This window comes from Rothia terrae (assembly GCF_014705925.2).
Taxonomy (GTDB): Bacteria; Actinomycetota; Actinomycetes; order Actinomycetales; family Micrococcaceae; genus Rothia; species Rothia terrae.
Genome location: NZ_CP061539.1, coordinates 1967438 through 1993487 on the forward strand (window position 1 = coordinate 1967438; position 26050 = coordinate 1993487).

25 protein-coding genes are annotated in these 26050 nt (G+C 53.7%); 12 read left to right on the forward strand and 13 right to left on the reverse strand.

All coding sequences use genetic code 11. The features are described 5' to 3' along the window. Positions 1-124: 124 nt before the first annotated feature. The 4 genes from IDM49_RS08970 to IDM49_RS12475 all read right to left on the reverse strand — a co-directional run bounded on the left by IDM49_RS08970 (position 125) and on the right by IDM49_RS12475 (position 3495). Positions 125-1291 (reverse strand): TIGR01906 family membrane protein, encoded by a 1167-nt coding sequence (locus tag IDM49_RS08970; protein WP_190724258.1) that lies wholly within the window; start codon positions 1289-1291, stop codon positions 125-127. A gap of 88 nt (positions 1292-1379) precedes the next feature. Then, on the reverse strand, positions 1380-2615 hold the full coding sequence (locus tag IDM49_RS08975) for a L,D-transpeptidase (RefSeq protein WP_190724259.1): 1236 nt from the start codon (positions 2613-2615) through the stop codon (positions 1380-1382). Between the two features lie 120 nt (positions 2616-2735). Next, the gene (locus IDM49_RS08980) at positions 2736-2993 is read right to left on the reverse strand and encodes a DUF3499 family protein (RefSeq protein WP_190724260.1); all 258 of its coding nucleotides are present in this window, start codon (positions 2991-2993) and stop codon (positions 2736-2738) included. Between the two features lie 19 nt (positions 2994-3012). After that, on the reverse strand, positions 3013-3495 hold the full coding sequence (locus tag IDM49_RS12475) for a WhiB family transcriptional regulator (protein ID WP_281727787.1): 483 nt from the start codon (positions 3493-3495) through the stop codon (positions 3013-3015). A 346-nt stretch (positions 3496-3841) separates the two neighbouring features. Between IDM49_RS12475 and IDM49_RS08990 the strand changes: the two genes are divergently transcribed. The 5 genes from IDM49_RS08990 to IDM49_RS09010 all read left to right on the forward strand — a co-directional run bounded on the left by IDM49_RS08990 (position 3842) and on the right by IDM49_RS09010 (position 9310). Then, a complete protein-coding gene (locus IDM49_RS08990) occupies positions 3842-4579 on the forward strand; it encodes a TIGR03089 family protein (protein WP_190724261.1) in 738 nt (245 codons plus the stop codon). 136 nt (positions 4580-4715) lie between these two features. Beyond that, complete coding sequence (locus tag IDM49_RS08995) at positions 4716-5849, forward strand: 5-(carboxyamino)imidazole ribonucleotide synthase (RefSeq protein ID WP_375546077.1); 1134 nt, start codon at positions 4716-4718, stop codon at positions 5847-5849. Positions 5850-5909: 60 nt separating this feature from the next. Beyond that, on the forward strand, positions 5910-6572 hold the full coding sequence (gene purE / locus IDM49_RS09000) for a 5-(carboxyamino)imidazole ribonucleotide mutase (RefSeq protein ID WP_190724263.1): 663 nt from the start codon (positions 5910-5912) through the stop codon (positions 6570-6572). Positions 6573-6678: 106 nt separating this feature from the next. Beyond that, positions 6679-8217 (forward strand): LCP family glycopolymer transferase, encoded by a 1539-nt coding sequence (locus IDM49_RS09005; protein ID WP_190724264.1) that lies wholly within the window; start codon positions 6679-6681, stop codon positions 8215-8217. Between the two features lie 64 nt (positions 8218-8281). Continuing rightward, positions 8282-9310, forward strand: a complete 1029-nt coding sequence (locus tag IDM49_RS09010) for a lipid II:glycine glycyltransferase FemX (RefSeq protein ID WP_190724265.1) — start codon at positions 8282-8284, stop codon at positions 9308-9310. A 73-nt stretch (positions 9311-9383) separates the two neighbouring features. On the opposite strand, the gene IDM49_RS09015 is transcribed toward IDM49_RS09010, so the two are convergent. Together IDM49_RS09015 and glpX are read right to left on the reverse strand one after the other, a co-directional pair. Next, positions 9384-11126 carry a hypothetical protein gene (locus IDM49_RS09015; RefSeq protein ID WP_190724266.1) on the reverse strand — a complete coding sequence of 581 codons (1743 nt, stop codon included), beginning with the start codon at positions 11124-11126 and terminating at the stop codon, positions 9384-9386. Between the two features lie 275 nt (positions 11127-11401). Next, positions 11402-12406, reverse strand: a complete 1005-nt coding sequence (glpX, locus tag IDM49_RS09020; RefSeq protein ID WP_190724267.1) for a class II fructose-bisphosphatase — start codon at positions 12404-12406, stop codon at positions 11402-11404. Positions 12407-12651: 245 nt separating this feature from the next. On the opposite strand from glpX, the gene IDM49_RS09025 reads away from it, so the two are divergent. The 4 genes from IDM49_RS09025 to IDM49_RS09040 all read left to right on the forward strand — a co-directional run bounded on the left by IDM49_RS09025 (position 12652) and on the right by IDM49_RS09040 (position 17734). Beyond that, positions 12652-13359 (forward strand): DUF4245 family protein, encoded by a 708-nt coding sequence (locus IDM49_RS09025; RefSeq protein WP_168614725.1) that lies wholly within the window; start codon positions 12652-12654, stop codon positions 13357-13359. A 90-nt stretch (positions 13360-13449) separates the two neighbouring features. After that, positions 13450-14079 carry a carbonic anhydrase gene (locus tag IDM49_RS09030; protein ID WP_168614726.1) on the forward strand — a complete coding sequence of 210 codons (630 nt, stop codon included), beginning with the start codon at positions 13450-13452 and terminating at the stop codon, positions 14077-14079. A gap of 100 nt (positions 14080-14179) precedes the next feature. Beyond that, complete coding sequence (locus IDM49_RS09035) at positions 14180-15589, forward strand: class II fumarate hydratase (RefSeq protein WP_168614727.1); 1410 nt, start codon at positions 14180-14182, stop codon at positions 15587-15589. A 390-nt stretch (positions 15590-15979) separates the two neighbouring features. Beyond that, a complete protein-coding gene (locus IDM49_RS09040) occupies positions 15980-17734 on the forward strand; it encodes a pyruvate dehydrogenase (RefSeq protein WP_190725473.1) in 1755 nt (584 codons plus the stop codon). A gap of 77 nt (positions 17735-17811) precedes the next feature. Here IDM49_RS09040 and IDM49_RS09045 read toward each other — a convergent pair whose 3' ends face one another. The 3 genes from IDM49_RS09045 to IDM49_RS09055 all read right to left on the reverse strand — a co-directional run bounded on the left by IDM49_RS09045 (position 17812) and on the right by IDM49_RS09055 (position 19648). Beyond that, positions 17812-18297, reverse strand: a complete 486-nt coding sequence (locus tag IDM49_RS09045; RefSeq protein ID WP_190724268.1) for an NUDIX hydrolase — start codon at positions 18295-18297, stop codon at positions 17812-17814. Between the two features lie 71 nt (positions 18298-18368). After that, positions 18369-18887: a prepilin peptidase gene (locus IDM49_RS09050; protein WP_190724269.1), complete on the reverse strand. Its 519-nt coding sequence runs from the start codon at positions 18885-18887 to the stop codon at positions 18369-18371. Beyond that, positions 18887-19648, reverse strand: coding sequence for an isoprenyl transferase (locus tag IDM49_RS09055; protein ID WP_190724270.1), 762 nt, complete (start codon positions 19646-19648; stop codon positions 18887-18889). The genes IDM49_RS09050 and IDM49_RS09055 overlap by 1 nt, the downstream gene beginning before the upstream one ends. A 229-nt stretch (positions 19649-19877) precedes the next feature. On the opposite strand from IDM49_RS09055, the gene trhA reads away from it, so the two are divergent. Then, on the forward strand, positions 19878-20594 hold the full coding sequence (gene trhA, locus IDM49_RS09060) for a PAQR family membrane homeostasis protein TrhA (protein WP_190724271.1): 717 nt from the start codon (positions 19878-19880) through the stop codon (positions 20592-20594). Positions 20595-20689: 95 nt separating this feature from the next. Here the strand turns inward: trhA and IDM49_RS09065 are convergent, their stop codons facing one another. Continuing rightward, entirely contained in the window at positions 20690-21043 is a 354-nt protein-coding gene (locus IDM49_RS09065; RefSeq protein ID WP_190724272.1) for a hypothetical protein, read from the reverse strand. A gap of 12 nt (positions 21044-21055) precedes the next feature. Beyond that, positions 21056-22027: a mycothiol conjugate amidase Mca gene (gene mca, locus IDM49_RS09070; protein WP_228008066.1), complete on the reverse strand. Its 972-nt coding sequence runs from the start codon at positions 22025-22027 to the stop codon at positions 21056-21058. Between the two features lie 153 nt (positions 22028-22180). On the opposite strand from mca, the gene IDM49_RS09075 reads away from it, so the two are divergent. Then, positions 22181-22588 (forward strand): DUF4307 domain-containing protein, encoded by a 408-nt coding sequence (locus tag IDM49_RS09075; protein WP_190724274.1) that lies wholly within the window; start codon positions 22181-22183, stop codon positions 22586-22588. 164 nt (positions 22589-22752) lie between these two features. Continuing rightward, positions 22753-23256: a transcription elongation factor GreA gene (gene greA, locus IDM49_RS09080; protein WP_168614736.1), complete on the forward strand. Its 504-nt coding sequence runs from the start codon at positions 22753-22755 to the stop codon at positions 23254-23256. A gap of 255 nt (positions 23257-23511) precedes the next feature. Here the strand turns inward: greA and ilvA are convergent, their stop codons facing one another. Then, positions 23512-24762 carry a threonine ammonia-lyase gene (ilvA, locus tag IDM49_RS09085; protein WP_190724275.1) on the reverse strand — a complete coding sequence of 417 codons (1251 nt, stop codon included), beginning with the start codon at positions 24760-24762 and terminating at the stop codon, positions 23512-23514. A gap of 45 nt (positions 24763-24807) precedes the next feature. Further along, on the reverse strand, positions 24808-25989 hold the full coding sequence (locus IDM49_RS09090) for an AI-2E family transporter (protein WP_228008067.1): 1182 nt from the start codon (positions 25987-25989) through the stop codon (positions 24808-24810). Positions 25990-26050: the final 61 nt, after the last annotated feature.

Sequence of the window (26050 nt, forward strand, 5' to 3'; positions counted from 1 at the left end):
CCGGTAGAAAAAGAGTGACATTATAAAAGCGTCGCGCTCTCCTTATATTCCAGGGGAGCGCGACGCTTTTGTGATGCTGAGGCAGTTATCAACCGCGTGAGCACGGTGTAGTAAGTGCTCCTGCCTAATCCTGCGAGAGCTTCTGCTTGAGCGCTAAACGATCCGCTGCATTCTTGCGGGCACGTTCACGACGGAACTTCGTGGGCCATGACAGCACCATGACCAAAATCGTGAAGAGCAGAGCCAGCGCCGCTACCGCAATACCCGCGTCCACCCAAAACTGCGGCGGGTAAAGACGAATCAGTGTATCGGATGCGCGGAACATCCAGTTGCCCTGCGGGAAGAAGAGCTCGTGAAAGCGGGTAAAGAAGCTTTCCCAGCCCAGCGCACCGAGAACACCGAGGGCAATCATGAGTACCAGGGTTATCCATGAGCCCGCGAAGATGCTCTTGCGGATAGCACCGGGGGCACGTTCTTTGAGGCTGTGTGAGCTGAAAAGAGCCAGTGCCGCCCACGCGGTTGCAAGAATCATCGCTACAATCATCACGTGCTTGACGTCTGTCATGTGCGCAACTTCTTTAGCCAAGAACCACTTGTGTCCCTGAGCGTTGGTGAGCTCAGAGAGGTAGGTACTGGGCGCAAAATTGCAAATGTACTCGAGCCCGTAAGACCCCAGACGCATCCTCTCTGCAGCGTCAAAGCCGTAAGAATCAGCGGGGAATCCCGGCCGATGGTAGGCAAGCCACAAGAAACCCGTGGTTGCAATCAGGCGCACTGACAAAGCGAGCGTCACCAGCGGCACAGCAAGTGCGATAATGATCTGTCGCAAACGCAAGAAACGCGGACGGTCGTTCACCGCAATCTCGCGAGCATTGGCACGCTCAGCGGCTTCGGTCTGCTGATCGGCGATGCGGGCAGGAGTTTTGGGAGCAGCGGTAGAAGCTACCACCGCCGCTACGTCAGATTCTTGCCCGCGATGTTGAAGGGGACCTTCTGACACCTCGTCAGCTGTAGAAGCCTCACCGGTCGCTAAGCCATCATTTTCCTCGGCTACCGGGGGCTGCTCAGCAGCAGCATCCACGTCGTGCGTCAATGCCGCCGGTCGGTCAACGGTCTTACCAGACTCCGAAACCGTCTCAGCACGACGAGCGCGCAGAAGCTTATCGGTAGTCCGCGCGCTCCCGGCTGCTTGCTCCTTATCGGCGCCAGCACCAGAGGGAGTATCGGCCTGATGATCATTAATTGCCGGTGCGAGGTTCTCCCACTCGCGTCCTTCATTGTTAGGGGCCACTGCAGTGATTCTCCTTGCTGATTACGCTGATATCTAAAAAGTCTCCCGCGCTAGTGCACGGGAGACCTACAAATGTTATGCGCTTGGTTTACCAGTCACCCTTATAGTTCTCATCCGAGTAGGACGCGAAGGGGATATTCCAGTCGCCGTAGCCGTTGTCCGGATCAGCCATAGGGTAGCCGGTGTTAACGGTTTCAACGATGTCGCCCACATCGAAGGTATCGAAGAAGTACTGGGCGTCAGCGGGCATCATACCCAAGCAACCGTGCGAAACATTGCCGACACCCACATATGCGTAAGCTGAAGGCAGAGCCTGGTGCACGAACACACCCGAATTAGTCAGACGAGAAGTGTTGTGAGCGGTAAAGGGCTCATACCAGTGAGGGTCGCCCTTCTTCAGTCCAAGCGTCGTCGGATCAAACTTGTAGGTAGCCTCTTGCTCAATCACCACGAGCTTGCCCACCACGGACGGCCAGTCTTCGTTACCCAAAGTAATAGGCACAGTGTTCACAAGCTTATCGTTGACGAACATCTGCATGGTCTTGGTGTAGTTATCAGCAAGTGCGTAACGCTTATCGCTCGTGGAGAAGTTCACCACGAGGTTAGAGTTACCAATCATGCCGTTGCCCAAGTCAACACCCAGAATATTGGCTTTAGCGGTAATGGCAGTACGCGCAGGAAGGTAGTCTTCGGTACGCCAGCGTGCAACGGTATCTGAGTACCAGCGAATCTTACCTTCGCCAACACCCTTGCCGGTGACGCTAATGAGCTTCTCAATCGCATCCTTATTGACCACAGGCTCTGAGAAGTGGAACTCAAGAATCTGGCCAACGCCATAGACGCCGCCCTCTTGAACGTTAGGAATCCACGCGTCTGCCTGGTTAGCGGCAGTTACAGTGCCAAAGGTGCTCTCGCCCTTGCCCTCAACCTTTTGGGAATCGATGGCGGTGTACGTCAGAGTGTACTGAGTATCGAATTCAAGGTCTTCGCTGGACGTCCACGTAGTTTTATCGTCGCTCAATGTGCCCTTGAGCTCGGCACCAGTAGTGTCATTCACCAGCTTTACCGATTTGAGGGTGGTTCCCTCTTCACCTGTTACAGTCGCCGGATGCGTGGGGTTATGCTCGGTTGCTTCGTTCTCAGGAACAACGCTGACCTTACCCGCGTACTTCGGTTTCTCCGACGGAGTTGCAGAGGCAGAGGATGATGCGTTGTCTGCTGACGAACCACACGCTACTAGCCCAAACGCCGAGGTTAAACCGAGCGCCGACAGACCCAATGCCTGACGGCGAGACGCCATGCTCTCTTTGGGGGAAAAAGCCACGTTGAATCCTTTACACGAATAGCTCACAGTAAAAACCGTGAGTACCTGTTCTAGGTAAATCTAAAGAAAAGCGCGCACCGCGATGCGCGCTTAGTAATCTGGGGTTACTTAATACTAGTTCTAAACGCCTCGAAGTGGCGGAAAATTATCTGATGATTCTCGTGATGAAGGCGATGCTGAAGAATCAACCCGTACTACCTGCCAGCCCTGAGGTGCAGTCAGACGGTCAGCATGAAACTCGCATAAATCATAAGCGTGAGGTTCGCGATGCACAGAAAGCGGGCCGATCACAGCAGTTGAATCTGCGTAAGCGTAGGTCAGCGTAAGCACCGCTTCACGAGTGCAGGTCTGACGGGAGCATAGACGTTGTTGTGCCATGAAACTAAAGTACGCTTTCCTAGATAGCTTGCTTACGAAGACGGCGGCGCTCGCGTTCGGAGAGTCCACCCCAAATGCCGAAACGTTCGTCGTTCTCCATTGCATATTCTAGGCACGCATCGCGCACGGGGCACTCGCTACACACGCGTTTAGCGTCTCGTGTTGAGCCACCTTTTTCAGGAAAGAATGCCTCGGGGTCAGTTTGCGCACAGAGCGCGTCGGCTTGCCAGGCAAGTTCCCCATCGTCGCCGTCGGTGCTGTACAGACCAGCTGCCGCTTCCCACAGGGAGAGAGCGTCGGGGTCATTTGAGAACAGGTCGATATTTTTTGCCTGCTGGCTATTGTGAGCCTTTTTAGCGTCCTTCGCTTTATCGCGCGCATCGGCTGCGGTCAGTAGTGAGGTTGCTTGTTGTTCTAGATACTGTGCAGATTGCATAGTGTAACGCTGGGTTGCTACGGAGAAACTTTCCGCTTCACTCCTGTACTGAGTAAACGAACCCATGTTTCGCCCCTTCGTATCCAATGACGGTGAGTAGTGTGGCTCTTATTGAACACGCACGGTGATGCACACGGTGAACGTAAAGAAGAGCTCCCAACAGCTCCTATTTACTTGTAGGCACAACTGTGTCGCGTAAAAACCCTAGAAACTAATTGAACGTGTGTTTACCCCTGTTCGTCAAGCTGGGTTCTCAAATTAACCAATTTTAGACAACGCATATTTCTAGGATTTGTTATTTTTTATGGTATAAGCTATTAGAGTTTTCACTCAGTTTAGTTAACCAAACAAGAACCACCTAGTCACCCCCTGAAACTTTTCAAAGGTAGTAGCGCGGTCGTACAGTGAGACCATGTCTTCACTATCAGTTTCACGGTTCTTAGAAACCCTCAAAAAACGTCAGTCACCTTCTCTGATTTGGTACTCTGCTCCCGGTGAGCGCGTTGAGCTCTCCGGACGCGTCTTCGACAACTGGGTTGCAAAAACAGCCAATTTTCTGGTTGAAGAACTCGATGTAGAAGTCGAAGACTCTGTGATGCTCCCGCCTCAGCTTCACTGGCGCACCCTTGCAATAGCGGTAGCCGGTTTGCAAGTGGGTGCAACTATTGTTCAGCACGCGGAGGACGCCCGTGCGGCTTTTGCTTTTTCGCCAGAAGATCTTGATGGTGCTGATGCCGAATACGCGGTACTCATTGAGCGTTCAGCTTTAGGGATGCGATACATGGGCGAGGTACCTGCATCCCTCGATGCTGTTGATTATGCCGCCGAGGTGCGCAGTTTTGCCGATGTTTATATGGGGTTCAACCATCCAGAGACAACCACACCTGCTTTTGAGTCTCTCTCGCACGCAGAGATCCTTCACGCCGCAAATAATCTCGCAGAAAAACTCCCCCAGGCTCTCCCGTCAGCGATCCAAGCCGTTGAAATATCCGGTGACCTCACGCATCCTTCAACTCTCACTCAGTTCTTCGCAGCACAAATCGCAGGCTACGCAACCGTAGTGCTAGACCCAGAAATTGACTTTGAGAGCACCGGCCGTCGAGACAAGATTTTCAGCGACGAAAAAGCCCTGCCTTACCCCTCTCTTTAAAAGTTGCATCACCTCAACCACTTTCCTGTGAGGTAGGTTTCACGAAATGCGTTATAACGGTTACCCTAGAAACGTGACTTCATATCCTGTAACCGGACCAAAAATTGGCGTTGTTGGCGGCGGGCAGCTAGCTCGCATGATGGCTCCTGCAGCCACTGAACTCGGATTTGATCTGCGCGTCCTTGCAGAATCACCCGAAGTTTCTGCTGTAGCAGCTGCAAAAGAGACACCTGTGGGTGACTACAAAGATTTAGAGGCGCTCCGCGAATTTGCACGCGATGTAGACGTACTCACCTTTGATCACGAGCATGTGCCTGGCGAGTACTTGCAGACCCTGATGAGCGAAGGCGTCAATGTACAGCCTCGCCCCGATGCCCTGCTACACGCCCAAGACAAAATCGAAATGCGTAAAGCAGTAGACCGCCTTGGTCTACCCAACCCGCGCTGGGCTGAGGTAACTACCGTTGATGAGCTGGTGGCTTTCGGCGATTCATCAGGGTGGCCTGTTGTTCTGAAAACTCCGCGCGGCGGCTACGACGGCAAGGGCGTGATGGTTCTTGATGACGCCGCAGAAGCTCGCGGTGAAAAACCTCAGCAGTGGTTTGATGGACTGGCAGAACGCACAGATTTCTCATCACTTTTGGTTGAAGAGAAGGTTGCCTTCTCACGCGAACTTTCCGCCCTGGTAGCACGACGCGACTCGGGCGAAGTACGCCCCTGGCCCGTTGCTGAATCCATTCAGGTGAACTCGGTGTGCGATGAGGTCATCGCACCGGCACCCGGCATTGACGACGCTGTTGCCCAGCGCGCGCAGGACGCCGCCGTCAAGCTCGCATCCGAACTCGGTGTTACCGGCGTTATGGCAGCGGAACTCTTTGAAGTTCCCGGCTCAGAACACGGTTTTTTGGTCAACGAACTCGCCATGCGCCCGCACAACTCAGGGCACTGGACGCAAGACGGTTCCGTCACCAGCCAGTTCGAACAGCATCTTCGCGCGGTACTCAATCTGCCCCTGGGCGATACTGCGCTCAAAGGCGAAGTAGCTCTCATGAAAAACTTCCTCGGCGGCGCCAACGAAGACCTCTTTGCAGTACTGCCCACTGTTTTAGAAACGGACGCCCGCGCCAAAGTACACCTGTACGGCAAGAGCGTGCGTCAAGGTCGCAAAATCGGCCATATCAACATGACGGGCCAGGTAGCTGAACTGGATCAGCTACGCGCATCGGCGACACAGCTAGCCTCCTACTTTACCGACGGCATCGACAACTAACACCTTTACGTTGCAACCTGCGCTACACAGCTTGTTGCACACACCCGCAAGGAGAAAACAATGGGATCACCCTATAACTCTCAGCAGCCCATCGTTGGCATCGTCATGGGATCAGACTCCGACTGGCGCGTGATGGAGGCCGCCGCCGAAGTTCTCGAAGAATTCGGCATCGCCTACGAAGCAGACGTTGTGTCCGCGCACCGCATGCCCGAAGACATGGTCGAGTACGGCCGTAAAGCGCACGAACGCGGCATCCGCGTAATCATCGCAGGTGCTGGCGGCGCCGCACACCTTCCCGGTATGCTCGCGTCCCTCACTCCCCTGCCCGTGATCGGCGTACCCGTCAAGCTCAAGAGCTTGGACGGTATGGACTCCCTACTCTCTATCGTTCAGATGCCTGCCGGCGTCCCCGTAGCAACCGTCTCTATCGACGGCGCACGCAACGCAGGCCTGCTGGCACTGCGTATGCTCGGTAGCGGCAACGACGACTTCGCAGCTCAGGTACGCGCGGATCTTCAAGAATTCGCATCCTCACTGCGTCAGACCGCAATGGACAAGGGCTCTGTTCTGCGCTCACGCGTTGAAGAACGCCGTGAAGACTACGAGAACGAGTCCTCACAGCGCACCACCATCGCATCAGCATCAGGTAAAGCAACTACCCCCAACAATGAGAATCTTCTTCCTACCGCAGATGAAGACTATGTTGGACCTTATGCTCCCTAGCATGCAGATTTAGGAAGATTCCCAGTTTTCTTCGCTACAGTGGTCAGGTAGATAAAACACCTGGCCACTGAAGCATTTAAACGCCCAGAATAAGGACGTTAGAGTTATGGACACACCCAAAAGAACAATCAGCGCAACACGCGTAAAGGGCGATAAACTCACCCAAGCGCGTTATACGGATCCCCTTCACCATCCCGAAGTTGCCTCTGATTCTATTAAGGTGCGTCGCGCCTGGGTTTTTGTGCTGCTCACCCTGTTAGTTCCCGGATCGGTTCAGCTGATCGCTGGCGATAAGAAGCTGGGGCGGCGAGCGCTCGCTGTGACTCTTATAGTGTGGGCCTGTATTGCGTTGATTATTGTTGGCAGTTTTACAGCCCGTACCGCGGTGCTTTCGCTCTTTACCAACCGATTTTTGTTGTTGGTTTTTATTGCTGTGCTTATTGCGCTGGCGGCGCTGTGGATTTTTCTATTTCTCAACACCCTCAAGATTATTCAAGTGCGGTCACTGCCGTCTCGCGCTAGGGTTCCTGTTGTTTTGGGGCTGGTGGCGCTCACCGCTATTACCGGTGGCGGGTTGGCATACACCGCCTATATCGCTTCGGTTGGACGCGGCGCGCTGGGCAAGGTCTTCGCTGGTTCGGGTACTTTGACTCAGCATGAGGGACGCTACAACATTTTGCTCATGGGTGGCGATGCGGGTGCTGACCGCGTCGGGCGACGCCCCGACTCTATGACGGTCGTGTCAATCGACGCGTCCACCGGCCAGGCGGTCACTATTTCGGTTCCGCGTAACCTGCAAAATGCCCAGTTTTCGGAAGATTCGCCGCTGTGGCAGATTTACCCTGAGGGTTATAACTGCGGTGACGAATGCATTCTTAACGCGCTCTACACCGATGTCACCGCCAACCACACTGACTTGTACCCTGATTCCAACGACCCCGGCGCTGAGGCGACCATGGACGCGGTGTCCGGCTCCATCGGTTTGCAGATCGATAACTACATGTTGATCGATATGGAGGGTTTCGCGTCCCTCATTGATGCTTTGGGCGGCATCACTATCGATGTGGGTGGACGCGTGCCGATCGGCGGCGGTACTGACCTCATCACCGGTGAGAAGAACCCGATTGATGGTTACATTGAACCGGGTGTGCAGCACCTCGATGGCTTCCATGCTCTGTGGTACGCGCGTTCCCGTGAGGGTGCATCGGACTATGACCGCGAGGCACGTCAGCGATGTGTGCAGGCAGCAATGCTCAAGCAGTTAGAGCCTGCCAACGTGCTGACCAAATTCGCTGACATTACAGCAGCTGGCGAGCAGATCGTAGAAACCAACATCCCCGAATCTGGGTTGAGTGAACTTGGTGACGTTGCTATTAAGTCGCGTCAACACGATCTGATTCAGTTCGCTATCGCTCCCCCCTATTTTGAAGATATCTTCCCTACCTACCCGGATTACGATGAGATTCACTCGCGTGTTCAGCAGGTAATTGCAGACTCTGCAGAGGGTAAGACGCCTGAGGCAACAGTGGCTATGGCACCGAAGTCTGAGGCACCTCAGCAGGTCTTCCAAAGCGTAAGCGGTGAAGTAACGACCATCGAATCAGCCGCCGAGCTGACCTCAAACGGTACCTGCTCCGTTCCCTAAAACACTAACGCCCGCCGAGTTTTATACCCGGCGGGCGTTGTTTATAACCGATAGACTAAAGCACATGAGTAATATTCTGCAGTCTTCCATTTGGGCAAAGTTTCAAGAATCAAACGGCCACAAGGTCTTCACCGGTTCAGGCACCGGCTGGAGCTACATGGCTACGTTAGAGGGCGGCAAAACCGGCCGTTACCTTTACTGCCCCTACGGCCCCGTCGCATCCTCAGCTTCTGCATTTGATGAAGCTATTGCAGAACTCACCCGCGTAGCCCGCGACAACAAGTGCCTGTTCGTGCGTATTGAACCCACTAACGATGAAATTTTTGAGGGCACTGTGCCTTCCGCTTTCTTGCGCGCACGCGGTTATAAAATTTCACCGCGCCAGGTACAGCCTTCACATACTCAAATCATTGATCTGAACCAGGATGAAGAAGCAATTCTGAAGGATATGAAGTCCACCAACCGCAACCTTCACCGCAACATCCATAAGAAGGGCGTGACCTTCGAAACCTCCCAGAACCCTGCGGATCTCGATATCCTGCTTAAGTTCTTGGACGAGACCGCAGGCCGCACCGGCTTTAACCGTCAGCGCGACGAGTACCTCAAGCAGGTGGCAAAGGTGCTCATGCCCGCCGATGCCGCTACCCTTTACCTCGCTAAGGTTGAGGATGATCCCATCGGCGCCGCTTTTGTCTACGACTCCGATGACACCCGCACCTACGCGCACGCGGCAACTTCTTTCGAGCACCGTAAGCTCTCAGCTGGCATCCCCCTGGTGACTAACCTGATTGTGGATGCGAAAGCTAAGGGACTGAAGTACGTTGACCTCTTTGGCATCGCACCGAACGATGATCCCAACCACGAGTGGGCGGGCTTCACCAAGTTCAAGAAGTCCTTCGGTGGCCAGTCCGTAGAATTCCCCGGCACTTGGGATGTGCCCGTCAACGCCACCGGTTACAAGGCGTACACCGGCGTCTACGCGGCAAAGAGCAAGGCACCGGTTGTTAAGTCCAAGCTAGTGGATGCGAAAGCTAAAGCCCTGCCGATCGCAAAGAACGCTGTAGCTAAAGTACGCGCAAAGATCGGTAAGTAAAACCGACTTCACAGCATAAGAAAAGCGTCCTCGAGGCTGATGCCGCGAGGACGCTTTTGCTATGCGTTAGGTCTTAACCGTTAACAGCAGGAAGCTGAGGGTCATTCGCAGCTAAGCGCGCCTCGCCCAAGGCGTTCAAAGTGATCTCTACCTTTGAATCATCAGATTCAATGAGCCGTGAAGCGGGTACGGCCCATTTGATACTGCCACCTTCAAAGTCCTGAAGGTAATACTTCTGTCCGTTCTCTTCTACATAGCGACCGTCAGCCAAAGGCAGACCAAGTGCTCCAGCGTTGGTAATTTCATCAGTATAGGGACTACCGTAGACCCAGGCTGAAGCGAAATTGTGGTCCCAGCGACCGTCAAAACGGGTCATCTGGAAACCTAGAACATCAGAGCGAACAGCTTTAGCACCCATCTTTGGAGTACCATCCGGGTTAGCTGCAATAATCAAGGCTGAGTCACCATCTTGAAAGTACAAGGCTTGCTGGTTACCCATCAAAGTTGCATACTTTGACCAGTCAACGGTTGCAGGATCGGTCAAAGGAGCAAGTTCAGGCTCGTTATCGATGATGTAATTGCCGTCTCTGTCAGAGGATACAGTTACAGATTTCGTCATAAAACCGGTAACTTGCGTTTCTCCGCCTTCAGGTTCATCGAAATAGGTAATCATGTAGTTGTAGATGGGGCCACCGCGACCATCGCCGATACTTCCCGAGTACTTAATAGTGCCAAATCTGTCAGGATCTTTAACAAACTCATCGAATACCCTAGGATCCATCCAACCCGCGGTATCTGCTTTGGAGTCGTAAACAAAGATGAACTCAGATGTTTTCTCAATCAGAAAACGGTCATCCAACGGAGTTAGGTTTCCGGTGTAACCTTCTGCGCGAATATCGTATCCGTGTACCTGCGCAGCAGATTCGAGCTTTACAGTACCTTCTTGGGTCAGCTCAACCGTAGGTCGCTCCGAACCTCGCGTCCATGTCACAGTGCCATGTTCAAAAGCCTGAGTTGACGTGTCGCCAGCCCAAGTAGCAGGAGCAGTTGGTTTGCCGAGAACGGGGAACATGCTGGTTCTAAAATTTTCACCAGTCCATACATTGCGAGCGTCTTCGCTGACCTTCAGCCACTCGACTTCATACACAGGAGCATTAGTCACGCGAGCGCCGTTAGCGTCAGCCGCAGTCACGTAGGCAGTGGTATCAGTAGTCAACAACAAAGCCTTCTGACCACTCACAAAGGTCGCTTTTGACCAATCTAGGTTAGCTACAGGATTCTCGGGCTGAGCAGGATCAGTCGGCTGGTCAACAACCGGAGCATTGTCAGGGAAGCACGCAAAAGACTTGGTACGGTCCTTCTTCCACTGATTGCCCTCAGAGCTATTGAGGTCAACTGATGAGGACGGCTGGGTTTTCGCATCCACCACAACCATCCAGCGGGTCTTACCGTCAAAGGTGGTCACTGACTGACCACAGAAGGTGTTGTCCCATGAGCCGCTTTCCAAAGCGCCAAACTTCTCAACACCACCGGCATTCTTGAATGCCTGAATTTCCTGGGCGTTGGTGAGAGTACGAGTACCGGTGCGCTGACTGTAGGTCACCAGACCGTGCTCAAATTCCTGGGCGGACGCGCCGTTAGCAAACTTCTGCTCATCGGTGAGCGGTTTACCGAGATCGCCCTGGTGAACTTGCGCGTACTTGCCAATTGCAGTTTGAGTGTTAAGAGTTGCAGCGTTCGCTACCCCCGGCGCAGCGCTGAGCAACATGGTTGCAGACAAGAAGGCAACGCCTAGTTTCTGGGTGGTTTTCCCCATTGTTTTCCCCTAATGATGAAAGTGTGTGAGAGCGGTTCACTTTAAGATGGTGGCTCTCAATAACTACCGACTGGTAGCTATACTGCTAGCGTATGAAAGCCAGCATAGTTTTACTGAGCGTTCAGCTTCCTTTCAGCATTTTGTCCCCATAACTGTTGGAATAAAACAGTAAATGAGGCTTCATATTACGGGGAGAACAAAAATGCTCCCGCACACAGTGCGGGAGCATTCTTATGTCGACCATAAATCTAATAAGCGCAATAAGGCTCTACAGATTAACCCTTAGGCATGTGCTTTTCGAGAATGCTTTCCCAGCGAGCCAGGTTGTGCTCAGCGTCAATGGTACGAATGGTGCCTGACTTTGAGCGCATAATCATTGACTGGGTAGTGATGGTATTGCGGCCGTAGCGCACACCGCGTAGCAGCTTACCGCCGGTGATGCCGGTTGCGGCAAAGTAGCAGTTGTCAGAAGTAACAAGCTCATCGGTGGTTAGCACCGCATCAAGATCATGTCCGGCGTCCAGTGCCTTCTGACGTTCCGCGTCATCGGTGGGAGCCAAGCGTCCCTGTATAATGCCGCCGGTTGCCTTGATAGCACACGCAGCCACAATGCCCTCAGGGGTGCCGCCGGTACCGAGCATGAGGTCGATACCTGAATTTTCACGGCAAGCAGCGATGGCGCCAGCCACGTCGCCATCAAGAATCATGCGGGTACGCGCACCGGTTGCACGGATTTCTTCAATGATTCCGTTATGGCGCGGGCGGTCGAGGATGCAGACGGTCAGCTGGTTAATCTTCTTGCCTTTAGCTTTTGCAACGAGGTGCAGGTTCTGCTTGACGGGTAGACGCAGATCAACCAAGTCAGCAGCTTCGGGGCCGGTCACCAGCTTTTCCATGTAGAAAACAGCTGAAGGGTCGAACATTGAGCCACCGTCTGCAACAGCAATAACGGAAAGAGCGTTGTCCATACCTAGAGCAGTCAGTCGGGTACCGTCAATAGGGTCAACAGCTACATCCATCTTGGGGCCGGTTCCATCACCAACAGATTCACCGTTGTAAAGCATGGGCGCTTCATCTTTTTCGCCTTCACCGATGACAACGGTGCCGTTGAAGTTCACGCTTGAGAGGCGGTAACGCATGGCATCTACTGCCGCGCCGTCTGCCTTATTTTTGTCGCCTGCACCAACCCAGGGTGCGGATGCGATAGCCGCCGCTTCCGTTGCGCGCACGAGTTCTAGCGCGAGGTTGCGACCAAAGTTTTCGTTTTTAGCTGCTGACATTATCTCCCCTTTGAGTGTTTTCAGCCCTGCGGTGTCTACCGGTCTCGCGGCGCATCGTTGCGCGCGATATTTCAACAATAACCATTTTCGGGGCTTTGGCGCAGTTTCTGCAGAGCTTTACCGGGAAGATTACCTGTGTCTTGTTTCACTTCTGCTCAATATGACGGGCCAGTACTTGCACCTTTTATCACCTTATTGCGGTTATCGCTTTGGCAACCGCACCATTTGTACGTGACAATAGGGAGGTGACTTCATCGCAGCATCAGAATTCTTCTTCAGCCGGTTCCGTGTCAGCTGCGGAGCAACAAGCTCCCGCGACCGTTGCGGACGGTGTGAAACCGCAGATTACCGCAAAGCAGGCTCAGCGCATCAACGCGCCGGTACGTAACATGATTATCTCCATGGTGGTGCTCGTTGTATGCATTGTTCCCGTTTTGTGGCTGATGCCCCAGCCCAACAAAGACCCGTACCAGGCAGAAGTTGATTTGCCAAAGGTCGCGTATGAGGCGGGTGAAGCATCTTCCTTTGCTGTTGCTGCACCGGAACTTGAGGGCTGGCACTATAACTTTGCGCGCTGGAATTCTAACCAGGCAGACAAGATTAACTACTGGGAAACCGGTCAGATTACCGGCTCAGATCACTTCATTACCCTCAAACAGGCAGATGCGTCTAAGACCAATGACAGCTGGATTGCGCAACAAACTAACAATGCAGCGCCCCAGGGCAACGAGAGCGTGAGTGGCGTAAATTGGGACGTTCGCACCGGTCAAAACGATAAAGATGAAACCGTTACCTATTACATCGGTGAGGTCTCAGGAACCACCGTCATTATGTACGGTAGCGATGTTCCTGGCACCGACTTCGCTCAGTTAGCTGACGCTGTGGTGAACTACCAAAAGCAGCCCACAGCAACAGCCTCCCCCACATCAACTTCCGACACCGGAATTCAATAAGACACAAAATCTGGCACAAGAAATACTCTTGTGCCGCTTTTGAATGCGCTTATAATGAAGCTCACTTACCTCACGTTTGAAAGGCTTTTGATGAATACCTCAATCACCACCCCCGCTGAGGCTTGGCATCGACTTGAAGAGGGCAACGCCCGTTTTGTGTCCTCTTCATCTGAGCACCCTAACCAGGACGCCCTGCACCGCGCGTCCTTGGCATCCGGTCAGGCACCGTTTGCCGCCATTTTTGGATGCGGTGACTCGCGTCTAGCCGCGGAAATCATCTTCGACCTCGGCTTGGGTGATGCCTTCGTTATTCGAACAGCGGGGCAGGTTATTGATAACTCGGTGTTGGGCTCTATCGAATACGCTATCGATGATCTGAATGTTCCCCTCGTGATGGTGCTGGGTCATGACTCCTGTGGCGCTGTTACTGCGGCAAAGACAGCGCACGATACCGGAACTATGCCTCACGGTTTTGTACGTAACCTCGTTGAACGCATCCTGCCCTCAGTCATCTCACCGGCGCTACCGGCAGAGCCAACCGTCAACGACATGGTGGTGGAGCACACCCGTCAAACAGCTGCCCGCATCGCAGAGCAGTCACACATTATTGCTCAGGCGGTCGCGGCAGAGAACACCGCCGTGATTGGCGTCTTCTATCACCTTGCAGACGGTAAAGCAGAGCTGGTGTACTCTTCATCGCCTGAAATTACTGCGTCCTAAGGTTTTATCCCCTCAAGACCGCATATCCCCATGCTGCAATAAACCTACATATTTTCAGCTCGATGAGGTTCACCTCACGTATGGGGTTTATGCTGGTTATATGGCAGAAAACACTGAATACCGTATTGAACACGACACCATGGGCGAAGTCCGCGTTCCCGCTAACGCACTCTACAGCGCGCAGACTCAGCGCGCCGTTGAGAACTTCCCCATCTCAGGTCAGACTCTAGAGCCCGCACACATTCGCGCACTCGCTCTGGTTAAGAAAGCAGCTGCTACAGCTAATGAAGAGTTGAACGTGCTCGACGCTGAGCGCGCGCAGGCTATCCGCACCGCAGCGGACGCTGTTGCGGCGGGCAAGCACAACGATGATTTCCCGATTGATGTTTTCCAGACCGGTTCGGGCACCTCATCAAATATGAACACCAACGAGGTACTGGCAACCCTGGCAAACCGTGAGCTCGAGGGCAAGGGCGTCAACGTTCACCCCAACGACCACGTCAACGCATCGCAGTCATCAAACGACGTTTTCCCGACCTCCGTTCACGTTGCAGCTACCGAGGCCCTGATTAACGACCTCAAGCCTGCGCTGGACTACCTGGCAACTTCACTGGAGAAGAAGGCTAAGGAATTCAAGGACGTCGTTAAGTCCGGCCGCACCCACCTCATGGATGCGACCCCCGTAACCTTGGGCCAGGAATTTGGGGGCTATGCAGCGCAGATTCGCTACGGTATCGAGCGTATTGATGCGTCCCTCCCCCGCGTCGCTGAGGTTCCCCTCGGTGGCACCGCAGTGGGAACCGGCATCAACACCCCCGACGGCTTCTCAGCACGAGTTATTGAACTGCTCGCCGAAGAAACCGGCCTGCCACTGACCGAAGCACGCAACCACTTCGAAGCACAGGCAAACCGTGACGGTCTGATTGAAGCATCAGGTCAGTTGCGCAACATCGCGTACTCACTGATGAAGATCAACAACGATATCCGCTGGATGGGTTCAGGCCCCAACACAGGTCTCGGCGAACTTCATATTCCTGACCTCCAGCCCGGCTCATCAATCATGCCCGGTAAGGTCAACCCCGTAATTTGTGAAGCTGTTATTCAGGTAGCTGCACAGGTTATCGGTAATGACACCACCATCGCGCTGTCCTCCACCAATGGCGCATTTGAGCTCAACGTCGGTATTCCCGTCATGGCTGCAAACCTCTTGCAGTCCATCCGCCTGCTCTCCAACGCAACCCGCGTCATGGCAGAGAAGATGATTGACGGTCTGGAAGCTAACGAAGAACGCGCACGCTTCTTGGCTGAAGCTTCACCGTCAACCGTTACCCCGATGAACAAGCTCATCGGCTATGAAGCAGCAGCGAAGATTGCTAAGTACTCAGTGGCTAACAAGACTACGGTGCGCGAGGCAGTTATTGCTCTTGGCTACGTAGAACGCGGCGAAGTCACCGAGGAACAGCTGGATTCAGCTCTCGATGTTACCAAGATGCTGGGTAACTACTCCTAAGAATCAGCGGCTAAGTTAGAGAGGAATCGAGCGCCGCCTTGTTTCTACTCAATCACTAACGATTTTTCCTCCCAGGTCTTTCGCGTGCACTTGTTGTGGGCGAAAGACCTGGGAGGGAATTTTCGTTTAAAGACTCTGCCGGATAGAGGACGACTCCCCTGTGATCCATTTCCATGCTGCTGCACGTTTACCCCCCCATTTTTCGCATCTTTGAGGGCGAGCAGAAGCACCGGAGAAAACTGGTTTCACCGCCTTTATATATCGTTGACATCACATTCAACAGATAGCAAGCTCACTGATATTTCACAGGTGATGACCTTGAAAAGCTTGGCTAACCAGACAAGAATGAAAAGGTAAGAATTACTTGAACTCAAAAGTTTGGGAGATAAAGTGAAGCTCGCAGAGCAAATTGTGAGCCAGCTAATCGAAGCTGGCGTTTCACGCATCTACGGTGTCGTAGGTGACTCATTGAACCCTATCGTTGACGCGGTACGCGCATCCGGTGGCTCGGCCAAGGGCGGCATCGACTGGATTCACGTGCGCCATGAAGAGGCAGCAGCATTTGCGGCAGCAGCTGACGCTGAGGTTACCGGTGAGCTCGCCGTCTGCGCTGGCTCATGCGGACCGGGTAACACCCACCTCATCAACGGTCTGTACGATGCTAATCGCTCGCACAACCCCGTGCTCGCTATCGCATCGCACATTCCTTCTGCTCAGATTGGCTCAGGCTACTTCCAGGAGACCCACCCCGAGCGCATCTTCGAAGACTGCTCCGTTTACAACGAGATGGCTGTAGCTCCGGCTCAGACCCTGCGCATCATCAACTCCGGTATCAAGCACGCTATCGCGCTGAATGGTGTTTCAGTGGTGACAATTCCCGGTGATATCGCGGACGCGGACGCTGTTGATCAGGTACCCGCACTTGGCGACCTGCGCCGTGGCGTCCTCACCCCCGATGCGGCAACCATCCAGGAAATCGCTGACCGCATCAACAAGGCTGAGAAGGTCGCTATCTTTGCTGGCGCCGGTGTTAAGGGAGCTCACGATGAGGTAATCGAGCTTGCGGATCTCGCAGCAGCACCCGTTGGTCACTCGTTGCGCGGTAAAGAATTCATTCAATACGACAACCCCTTCGATGTGGGTATGACCGGTCTGCTGGGTTACGGTGCTGCGGCTGAGGGGCTTAAGGATGCGGATCTCATGCTTCTGTTGGGCACTGACTTCCCTTACGACCAGTTCTTGCCCGATACCGACACCATTCAGATTGATACCGCAGCTGAGGTTATGGGACGCCGCACCAACGTTGGTCTGCAGGTTGAGGGCGATGTTCGCGCAACTATCGCAGCTGTTCTGCCGCTAATCAAGCGCAAGAAGAACCGCAAGTTCCTCAAAGGACTGTTGAAAAAGCACAACACCGTAATGTCCAAGGTTGTTGGCGCATACACCACTAAGCCCAGCAAGTTCCAGAAGATTCACCCCGAATACGCGGCCTCAATCTTGAACGATGTTGCAGCTGACGACGCAATTTTCACCGCCGATACCGGCATGTGCAACGTGTGGACCTCACGCTACATCGAGCCCAACGGCAAGCGCCGCCTGATTGGCTCATTCTTGCACGGCTCAATGGCTAACGCACTGCCGCATGCTTTGGGTGCGCAGTTCTCACAGCCTAACCGCCAGGTGATTTCTGTGTCGGGTGACGGCGGTCTGAGCATGCTGATGGGTGAGTTGCTCACCGCTAAGATGTACAACCTGCCGCTGACTGTGGTTGTTTTCAACAACTCAACTCTGGGTATGGTCAAGCTCGAACAGCTGGTTCAGGGCTTTGAGGACTACGGCGTGGATGTTCCCCTGGTCAACTACGCTGACATCGCGACCGCCGCTGGATTCCAGGCTCAGCGTGTTGAGAAGCCTAAGGATCTTGAGAAGGCTTACCGTAAGGCGCTGGCTCATAACGGCCCGTCACTGGTTGAGATCATTACTGATCCCAATGCGCTGTCCATGCCTCCCGAGGTCGAAGCTAATCAGATCGTTGGTTTTGCAACTTCTATGAGCAAGATTGCGCTCAACCGCGGTGCGGGTGAGGCTGTCGCAATGGCTAAGTCCAACCTGCGTAACGCTCGCGCATGGCGTCAGTTCTCCTAAGGATTTAGTTCTCCTCTAGAACGCGATAAAGGTGCGGCACTCCTTCGTTGGAGCGCCGCACCTTTTTGCTTTTCGTCTTATACCTGTTCGAAGCCGAAGCGAGTGTGGCCGGTATAGTTCAGCGCTGAGTCGATGCGCTCGCGCATCCTTTCGTTGACCAGGCCGTCTAGCTCATCTACCGAAACCCACTGCACCGCCGAGGATTCCTCATCGTTCACGCGAGCCTCACCGCTGACATATTTACACAAGAAAGTGTGATCTAAGAACTGGCACTGGTCGCCATTACCGAAGGTCTGCGGCGGGTCAGCCTTGAGCTGGGTGAGCGCAACAACCTCTACTTCGACGTTGGCTTCTTCTTCAGATTCACGTAGCACGGTCAGCGCCGGGTTTTCGCCGGGATCCACGATGCCGGTGATGGGCGTCCACAGACCGTTATCGCTACGGCGTACCAGCAGGATTTTCTGGTCTTCATCGCGCACGATGACCGCGGTTGCGCCCGAGAGCCACAGCATGTCGTGACCAATTTTGCTACGCAACTCGGTAATAAATTCTGGGGTAGGCATAAGGTCAGTTCCTTTCGCGGAGAATCGTTAGGGTACGGTGGCGGAGAAGAGATCAGCAGGGGAAGGCATTTTTATGCCGGAAAAACCAAAGCGACGGTAGCTCCAGCGAGCATGAAAGGCCCAAAAGGTATATGGGATTTGAGGCTGGCTTTCTTGGTCAGTACTAGATACAGGCCGTAGCAACCACCAAAGACGAAAGCGAGCGTGGTGCCCCACAGTATATTGAGCGCTGAGAAATAGCCCATCAGCATCCCGAGCACCCCGGCTAGCTTTACATCACCTAGCCCTAAAGAGCGGCGCGAAATCATCCTGAATACCCAGTAGATTCCCAAAAGCACAACGGCACTGTATGAGGTTCTTCGCAGACCTTCAGCGCCTTCCGTCAGCACGAGAACCGTAAACAGGGCAACCCCAATAACGGCGTACATGGGCAGGACGATTTTGTCGGGAAGTCGGTGGATGGCTACATCAATACGCCACAGTTTCACGGCGCAAACCGCAAAATAAACGCTGGCAAGGATCAGCAGTGCGGCGCAGATCCAGCCGGTCGCATTTCCGTACGTTGCGAACTCGTAGATACGAGCAAACATTAGGATCCAAAGCGGCGCTGACGGTTAGCGTAATCGCGTAGCGCACGCAAGAAATCAGTCCGACGGAAGTCCGGCCACAGTGCTTCGCAGAAATGAAATTCGGAGTAAGCGGACTGCCAGGTCAAAAAGCCCGAGAGACGCTGTTCGCCAGAGGTGCGAATCAAAAGGTCAGGATCAGGAAGACCGCGTGTGTAGAGATGACTTGAAATATCTGAAATCTCAAGATTTTCTGCCAGCTCGCTCATGTCTTTGCCTTCGGCCACCGCACCGAGAATGAGGTCACGTACCGCGTCCACAATCTCCTGGCGTCCGCCGTACCCTACCGCAATATTGACGTGCAGGTCGCTAATGTCCTGGCTCTTCTCTACGGCATCTTCTAAAGTGCATCGCAACGACGACGGCAGTGCTTCCAGTTTGCCAACGCCCTGTATTTTAGCGATGCGAGCGCCCGATAACTCGGTGATAAATCCTTCGATGACTTCGAGAAGGTCTTTCAGCTCTTCTTCCGAACGCTTTAGGTTCTCGGTAGAGAGCATGTACAGGGTGACCATCGGTATTTTGAGTTCGCGGCACCAGCCCAAGAACTCAATGATGCGTTCGGCTCCCGCTTGATGCCCGTGCTTAGTGGTTTCGCCAAGCTGAGCAGCCCACCGGCGGTTGCCGTCGACCAGCACACCAATATGTTGCGGAAGGCGTTGCACAGGAATCGACGAGGTCAGCGCGTGCTCGTAGACCTTGTACACCGGCTGCGGTACCTTCATCGTTCCCCTAATGTTCGATACTCAAAAAGTTCTCGTTTCATTCTATAGGTAGCCACACGCGTTTTCATGATGCGGGTACTGATCTGACTCATCGAACACTGTAGTGCGCGAGGTTTATCAAACCTAAAAGTAGCTGATGATTTATTGAACATGCTGGGCTGATTCGCTGATAAGGTTCATAATTAAAGAAGTGGAAGCAAGCTTCCTTCTTACCGATAAATGAGCTCTCATGAAAGGTACTGCCATTACAGCCTCAACGCGCGCTCGGTCGGAGGTTCATTCTTTCCTCTCCCCCGACCATCCCTATTATGAGAAGAAGCCGCTGATGCGCGGCTGGCTTCACGCCGGTTTCGCACCCATTGTTTTTATAGCGGGAATCGTGCAAATTGTTCTCGCGGGTGGTGGCTGGCTGAGTCTTGCGTGCGCAATTTTTGCGCTCACAGGCATCCTTCTCTTTGGCATCTCAGCGATTTATCATCGAGCCTACTGGTCAGAACGTCTGCGTATGCTCTTCAAGCGCCTTGATCACGCCAATATCGCACTGGTGATTGCTGGAACGTATACGCCAATCGCTCTGACCTTGTTACAGGGTAGTCAAAGAACACTGCTGCTGTGGATTATTTGGGGATGCGCGATAGGCGTGGTGCTCTTTCGCGTTTTGTGGACTGCCGCTCCTCGCTGGCTGTACACCCCGATTTACGCAATTATGGGCTTGATCGCGGTCTTTTTCTTGCCCGAATTTTGGCAGATTTCTCCGGTCGCTACTGTGCTCATTGCAACCGGTGGAGCTATCTATATCCTGGGCGCTGTCTTCTATGGCACCAAATTCCCGCAGCTTTCCCCGCGTCATTTTGGTTTTCACGAACTTTTTCATGCCTGCACCATTGTGGGATTTATCCTGCACTACATCGCCGTCATGTTCGCAATTTTTGCAGTGCGCGGCTAGCCACTGAGCGGGCTATAGGCAGAAGCCACTTAGCGCAAAGCCCGGATGCTGGTTCAACCAGCATCCGGGCTTTTACATACACAACTAATGGGGCTTTAGCGTTTCTCGGCTCTACGCGATGAACCACTAACGCCGCCTTGAACGGTGTTTCGGGCGGGCTGAGCGGTAGGCTCAACACGAGACTGAGAATCCTTACCCGCGGTTTCACCGTGAAGCTCAGCCTCACGCGCCTTGGCGTAGTCAACACGGTAGCGCAGACGACGCTGGCGGCGAGTCAAGTCCAAGCCCAGCAGGATAATAACGATACCCAGAACCATAGTCACCAAAAAGCCAGTAATGCCCGGTGAACCCAGCGGCGAGCCATCCTGGTTGTATTCCTGAATGGTACTGGTTGCCGTTGAAAGCTCAGCTGCCACAGGTACAGCCACAGTCAGAACAGATGAAAACATAGTTACAACCCTTTATTGCTGGGACGAAAAGTCGATACCGCTGGCAAAGTCATGCTCAGGCAGTGAAGTTTCTACCTTCGAATCAATCAGCACGTAATCATCGGTAGGCCATACTTCTTGTGACTGCACGGGAGTCAGCGCGAAGAACAAATCTTCTGGCCCAACCTGGGTTGCGTGCGCCAACAGCGCCTTATCACGCAACTCAAAATAGTCCTTAGACAAGATGCGCGTGGTCGTAGAGTGGCGCGATACAGGAGGCTGATGACCATCAACATCATCTTCCATACGGCGGGCAATCCACTCAGCAAACGGGCTCTCAAGACCGTTTGCCATCAAGTACTCATGCATAGCGTTCAGACGCTCAGGATTAAAAGCTCGGTCGTAGTAGAGCTTAAGCGGCTGCCAGGGTTCGCCCTCACCCACGTAAGCGTTCGCGTCACCAGCTTTTTCATAAGCTTCAACAGCTACCTTATGCGACATGATGTGGTCAGGATGCGGGTAGCCACCAATTTCGTCGTACGACAAAATAACGTGCGGCTTGAACTTACGCACTAAACGCACCAGAGGGGCACTAGCTTGTTCCAACGGCAACGACGCAAAGCAGCCAAACGGAAGCGGCGGCAACGGATCGCCTTCAGGCAAACCTGAATCCATAAAACCAATCCAGCGGTGCTCAATACCCAGAATCTCGCGAGCATTCGCCATCTCTTGACGACGCACCGACGGCAAGAAGCGGTAAGCAGCCGGGTTCTCGCGTCCTGCCTCACTCAAAATATCGCCGCGTTCACCGCCAGTCATTGAAGCAACCAGCACGCGGGCACCACGAGCAGCGTAAGCAGCCATCATCGCAGCGCCCTTTGACGACTCATCATCAGGATGCGCGTGCACCGCAAGAATACGAAAACCCGTGTAGTCTTCGTTCAACGGCTGTACATTACCTGCCGCGTCCTTGACGGTAGTGGGGGTATTCTCAGCGTCACTCACGTTTGCACTCCGCTTAAATTCGATACAGTAGATAAGTGCCCCTTTCATAGGGGCTTAGTGCCTTTAGATAAAGGCAACATATCTAGTGTAGCGAATCGTTGAGAGTGTATTTCTCAGGGCGAAATATACTACGAACAACGGTAAGGAGTGCCCATGAGCAATCAAATGATGGTTGATCGCTACGGCGAAAAGCGTGCTCGAAAGCCTACCCCTGCGCGGTTTTGGATCATCATCACTGCCGTCGTTGTTACCCTAGCGGTCGCGTGGGGTATCTGGGTTCAAACGACCCAGGACGCCTCAAACCCTGAGTTCAAAAACACAGGGTACGACCTCATGAGCTCTAACGAAGTCACGGTCTCCTTTGAAGTCGTCAAAAAACCTGACGCCACCGCAGTGTGCGCGCTCAAAGCAATGAACGCATCCGGCGCACCCGTGGGCTGGAAAGAAGTAACCATTGGCCCTCGCGACGACAATGCACCGGTCACCGCACGCACCGAGCACCTTTTCATCACTTCAGCCGCTCACACCGCAGTTGTCGACTCCTGCTGGGGCAAAAATTAACGGGCAACCTTCGTCGATAAGCCAACTTATTGCCCCGCAAAAGCCCGAATCGTTAGGATTAGGTCTCATCAGACCGTAAAATAAAACTCAGACTTTCTTCAGCAGGCACTGAGCCGCTGAAAACTGATAGAAAGGACGCCCACGCGTCTTTGAAAGGAAAACGTATGACTGAAGAACAGCACGAAGGCGCTTGGCTGACCCAAGAAGCGTACGACCGTCTCTCAGAAGAACTCGAACGCATCTCAGGCCCCTACCGCCAAGAAATCGTTGACCGCATCTCAGCAGCACGCGATGAAGGCGACCTCAAAGAGAACGGCGGCTACCACGCAGCACGCGAAGAACAGGGCAAGAACGAAGCTCGCATCGCACAGCTCAAGCACCTGCTCGAAAACGCACAGGTCGGCGAAGAGCTCAAGGACAACGGCATCGTAGAATCCGGTATGGTTGTTGACGCTGAAATCGCAGGCAAGGCAATGAAGTTCCTGTTGGGTTCACGCGAAGTTGCAGACACCCTCGTCGGCGACTCAGACCTGCAGGTCTTCTCAGAAAAGTCACCCATGGGCGCAGCAATCCACGGCCACAAGGTAGGCGACACCGTTTCTTACGAAGCTCCCAACGGTAAAGAAATCACCGTAAAGATCATCGAGGCTAAGCCTTTCCAGGGCTAATTTCTTCGAGAACTTCGCATACAAAAACCGGGTGGAACGTTTTCACGTTCCACCCGGTTTTTTATCTCTATAGGGTGCTGAAACTTACGTCTACAGCTTTGGAGTGCGGGGAGCGCCAGCTGGCATCGGGTCTGGCGTGAATCACTTCCGAGCGCCCCGCGCGAATGAAGTGAGAGGGACTGCTGGCGCTCTCCGTACTCCAGAGCTCCCCAGTACTTTCCTCAAAATAATCTCTGGAAAGCTCTGAAATAACTTTTAGTACACCACGATTGGCTGGTAGCCCGCCTCCTTGAGTGCCCCGAGTACTTCTTCACAGTGCTCGTGCCCCTTGGTTTCCATGTCGATAGTAATGAATACTTCGCCCATCGACAGGGCACCGGATGCGCCTGTGTAGTTCACGCCGGTAACGTTGGCTGAGTTAGCTGAAATGATGCTTGAGATGCTGGTGAGTTCGCCGGGGCGGTCAGTGAGCATCAGACGTACGGTCAGGTATCGTCCGGCTGCACTGAGACCTCGCTGAATGACTTTGAGCATCAGCATGGGGTCGATATTGCCGCCCGACAGCAGACAAACTGTAGTGCCCAAGTCGCCGTATTTTTCTTTGATGGCGGAGTTCATCACCGCCGCAACGGGCACAGACCCTGCGGGTTCTACCACAAACTTATTGCGTTCCATCAAGAAAATCAGAGCACGCGCAATATCGTCTTCAGAGACCGTATGAACATCGTCCACCAGCTCTTTGATGATATCGAAGGGCATTTGACCGGGACGTCCCACCGCAATGCCGTCGGCGATAGTAGTAACTTTTTTGAGCGGTACGAGCGCATCCGCTGCCAAAGAAGGCGGGTAAGCAGCAGCATGCTCTGCTTGCACACCAATGATGCGGATTTTCTTACCGAGCTGCTTCTCTTTAGCGCGGACTGCTACCGAGAGACCCGCTAACAAGCCGCCACCGCCAACACCTACAAGAATGGTGTCAACGTCAGGCACCTGCTCAAGAATTTCCAGACCGAGAGTGCCCTGGCCAGCGATAATATCGGCGTTATCGAAAGGATGCACGAAGACCGCGCCGGTCTCATCTGCGTAGCGTTTGGCTTCAGCCAGCGCCTCATCAACAGTTGATCCGTGCAGAACAACCTCAGCGCCGTGACTACGAGTAGCTGTCACCTTAGGCAGGGCAGCTCCCATCGGCATGTAGATGCGAGCATCGATGCCGAGTTTGGACGCCGCCAAGGCAACGCCCTGCGCATGGTTACCTGCTGAAGCGGCGACAACACCGCGGGCTTTCTCCTCAGCAGACAGCTTGGCCATGCGCACGTACGCGCCACGAACCTTGAAAGATCCCGAACGCTGAAGGTTTTCTGCCTTGAAGAATACCGGCGAGCCCAAAGCTGTCTCCAGCGCGCGCGAGTGCGCAACGGGCGTCCTTTCAATAACACCGTCTAAAAGCTCATGCGCTTTTTCGATGTCGTGAAGTTGAACAGGAAGTTCTTCAAGGCGTGTCAACGTAAAATCTCCTCCAAGATCTAAAAGATGTGTATCAGTTTAGAACTACTGAGCCACTTTCTCAGTGTTAGTCTCAGATTCTGATTTACGGTTACGCTTCATGTGTTCCTTCATCTTTTCGTGAATCGCCTTCTTCTTGCGGCGCTCAACTTCGTGAGGGTACAAGAATTCTTCGCTACGAATTTCATCGTCGTTCTCCCAGCCGCGTGCAGCGAGGTAACGTACCACGGTGTTCAGCATCGCCAGCAACGGTACTGAGAACAGCGCGCCGGTGATGCCGAAGAGGATGCTGCCGCTAGCAACAGCAACGATTACAGCGAGGGGGTGCAGTGAAACTGCCTTACCCATGACCAAGGGCTGCAAAATGTTTGACTCGACCTGTTGAACCAGCAGAACCATACCAAGCATAATGAGTGCGTTCACGGGACCGTTAGCAACGAGTGCCAACAGAACGGCGATTGCGCCACTGGCAAGAGCACCCACCACGGGAATGAAGGAGCTCAAGAACACGAGTACGCCCAGCGGGAAGGCCAGGGGAACGCCCAGGAAGAAGGCTGCAAGACCAATACCCACCGCGTCAATGAATGCAACGAAAACCTGAACGCGAGTGTAGCTCACCATGGATTTCCAACCGCGGCGGCCTGCACCGTTGACGGCACGACGCGCAGCACGAGGGAACATACCAACGATGAAGAGCCAGATCTTCTCGCCTTCCATCAGGAAGAAGATGAGGGTGAAGAGGCAGATTACCAGACCGGTTGCAAAGTTACTTGCGGTTGAGCCAACGTTAGCCACGCCCGTGAGCACCTTGTCAGCATTGTCTTTCAGGGTGTTCAGACCGTCGGAGAGCACCTGATCAAGCTGACCAGCACCAATATTAATCGGCAAGTCATTGAGCAACGCAATGAGCTGGCGGTAGCCTTCCATCGCCTGGTCAGAAAGCTGGCTGAAGCCAGAAATCATCTGCTGACCCACCAGCGTCAAAAGACCAATCACAATCGCAATAAAACCGATTTCGGTAATAGCGGTTGCAAGGCCGGGCCATAGACCGTACTTACGCAGTACGAATACAACGGGAGACAGCAAACCTGCCAACAGAGCCGCCACCATAATGGAAACGACAATCAGGCTGATGCTACCCAAAATCTTAGAAATACCCCAGGCTACAACCGCTGTAACAATCAGTCGCCACGACCAGGATGCCGCGATCTGAAGTGCATAAGGCACGTCACGGCTTGTTAAATTTTTGTCTCTCACCGATGAAACCACCGACTGGACTTCCATACTC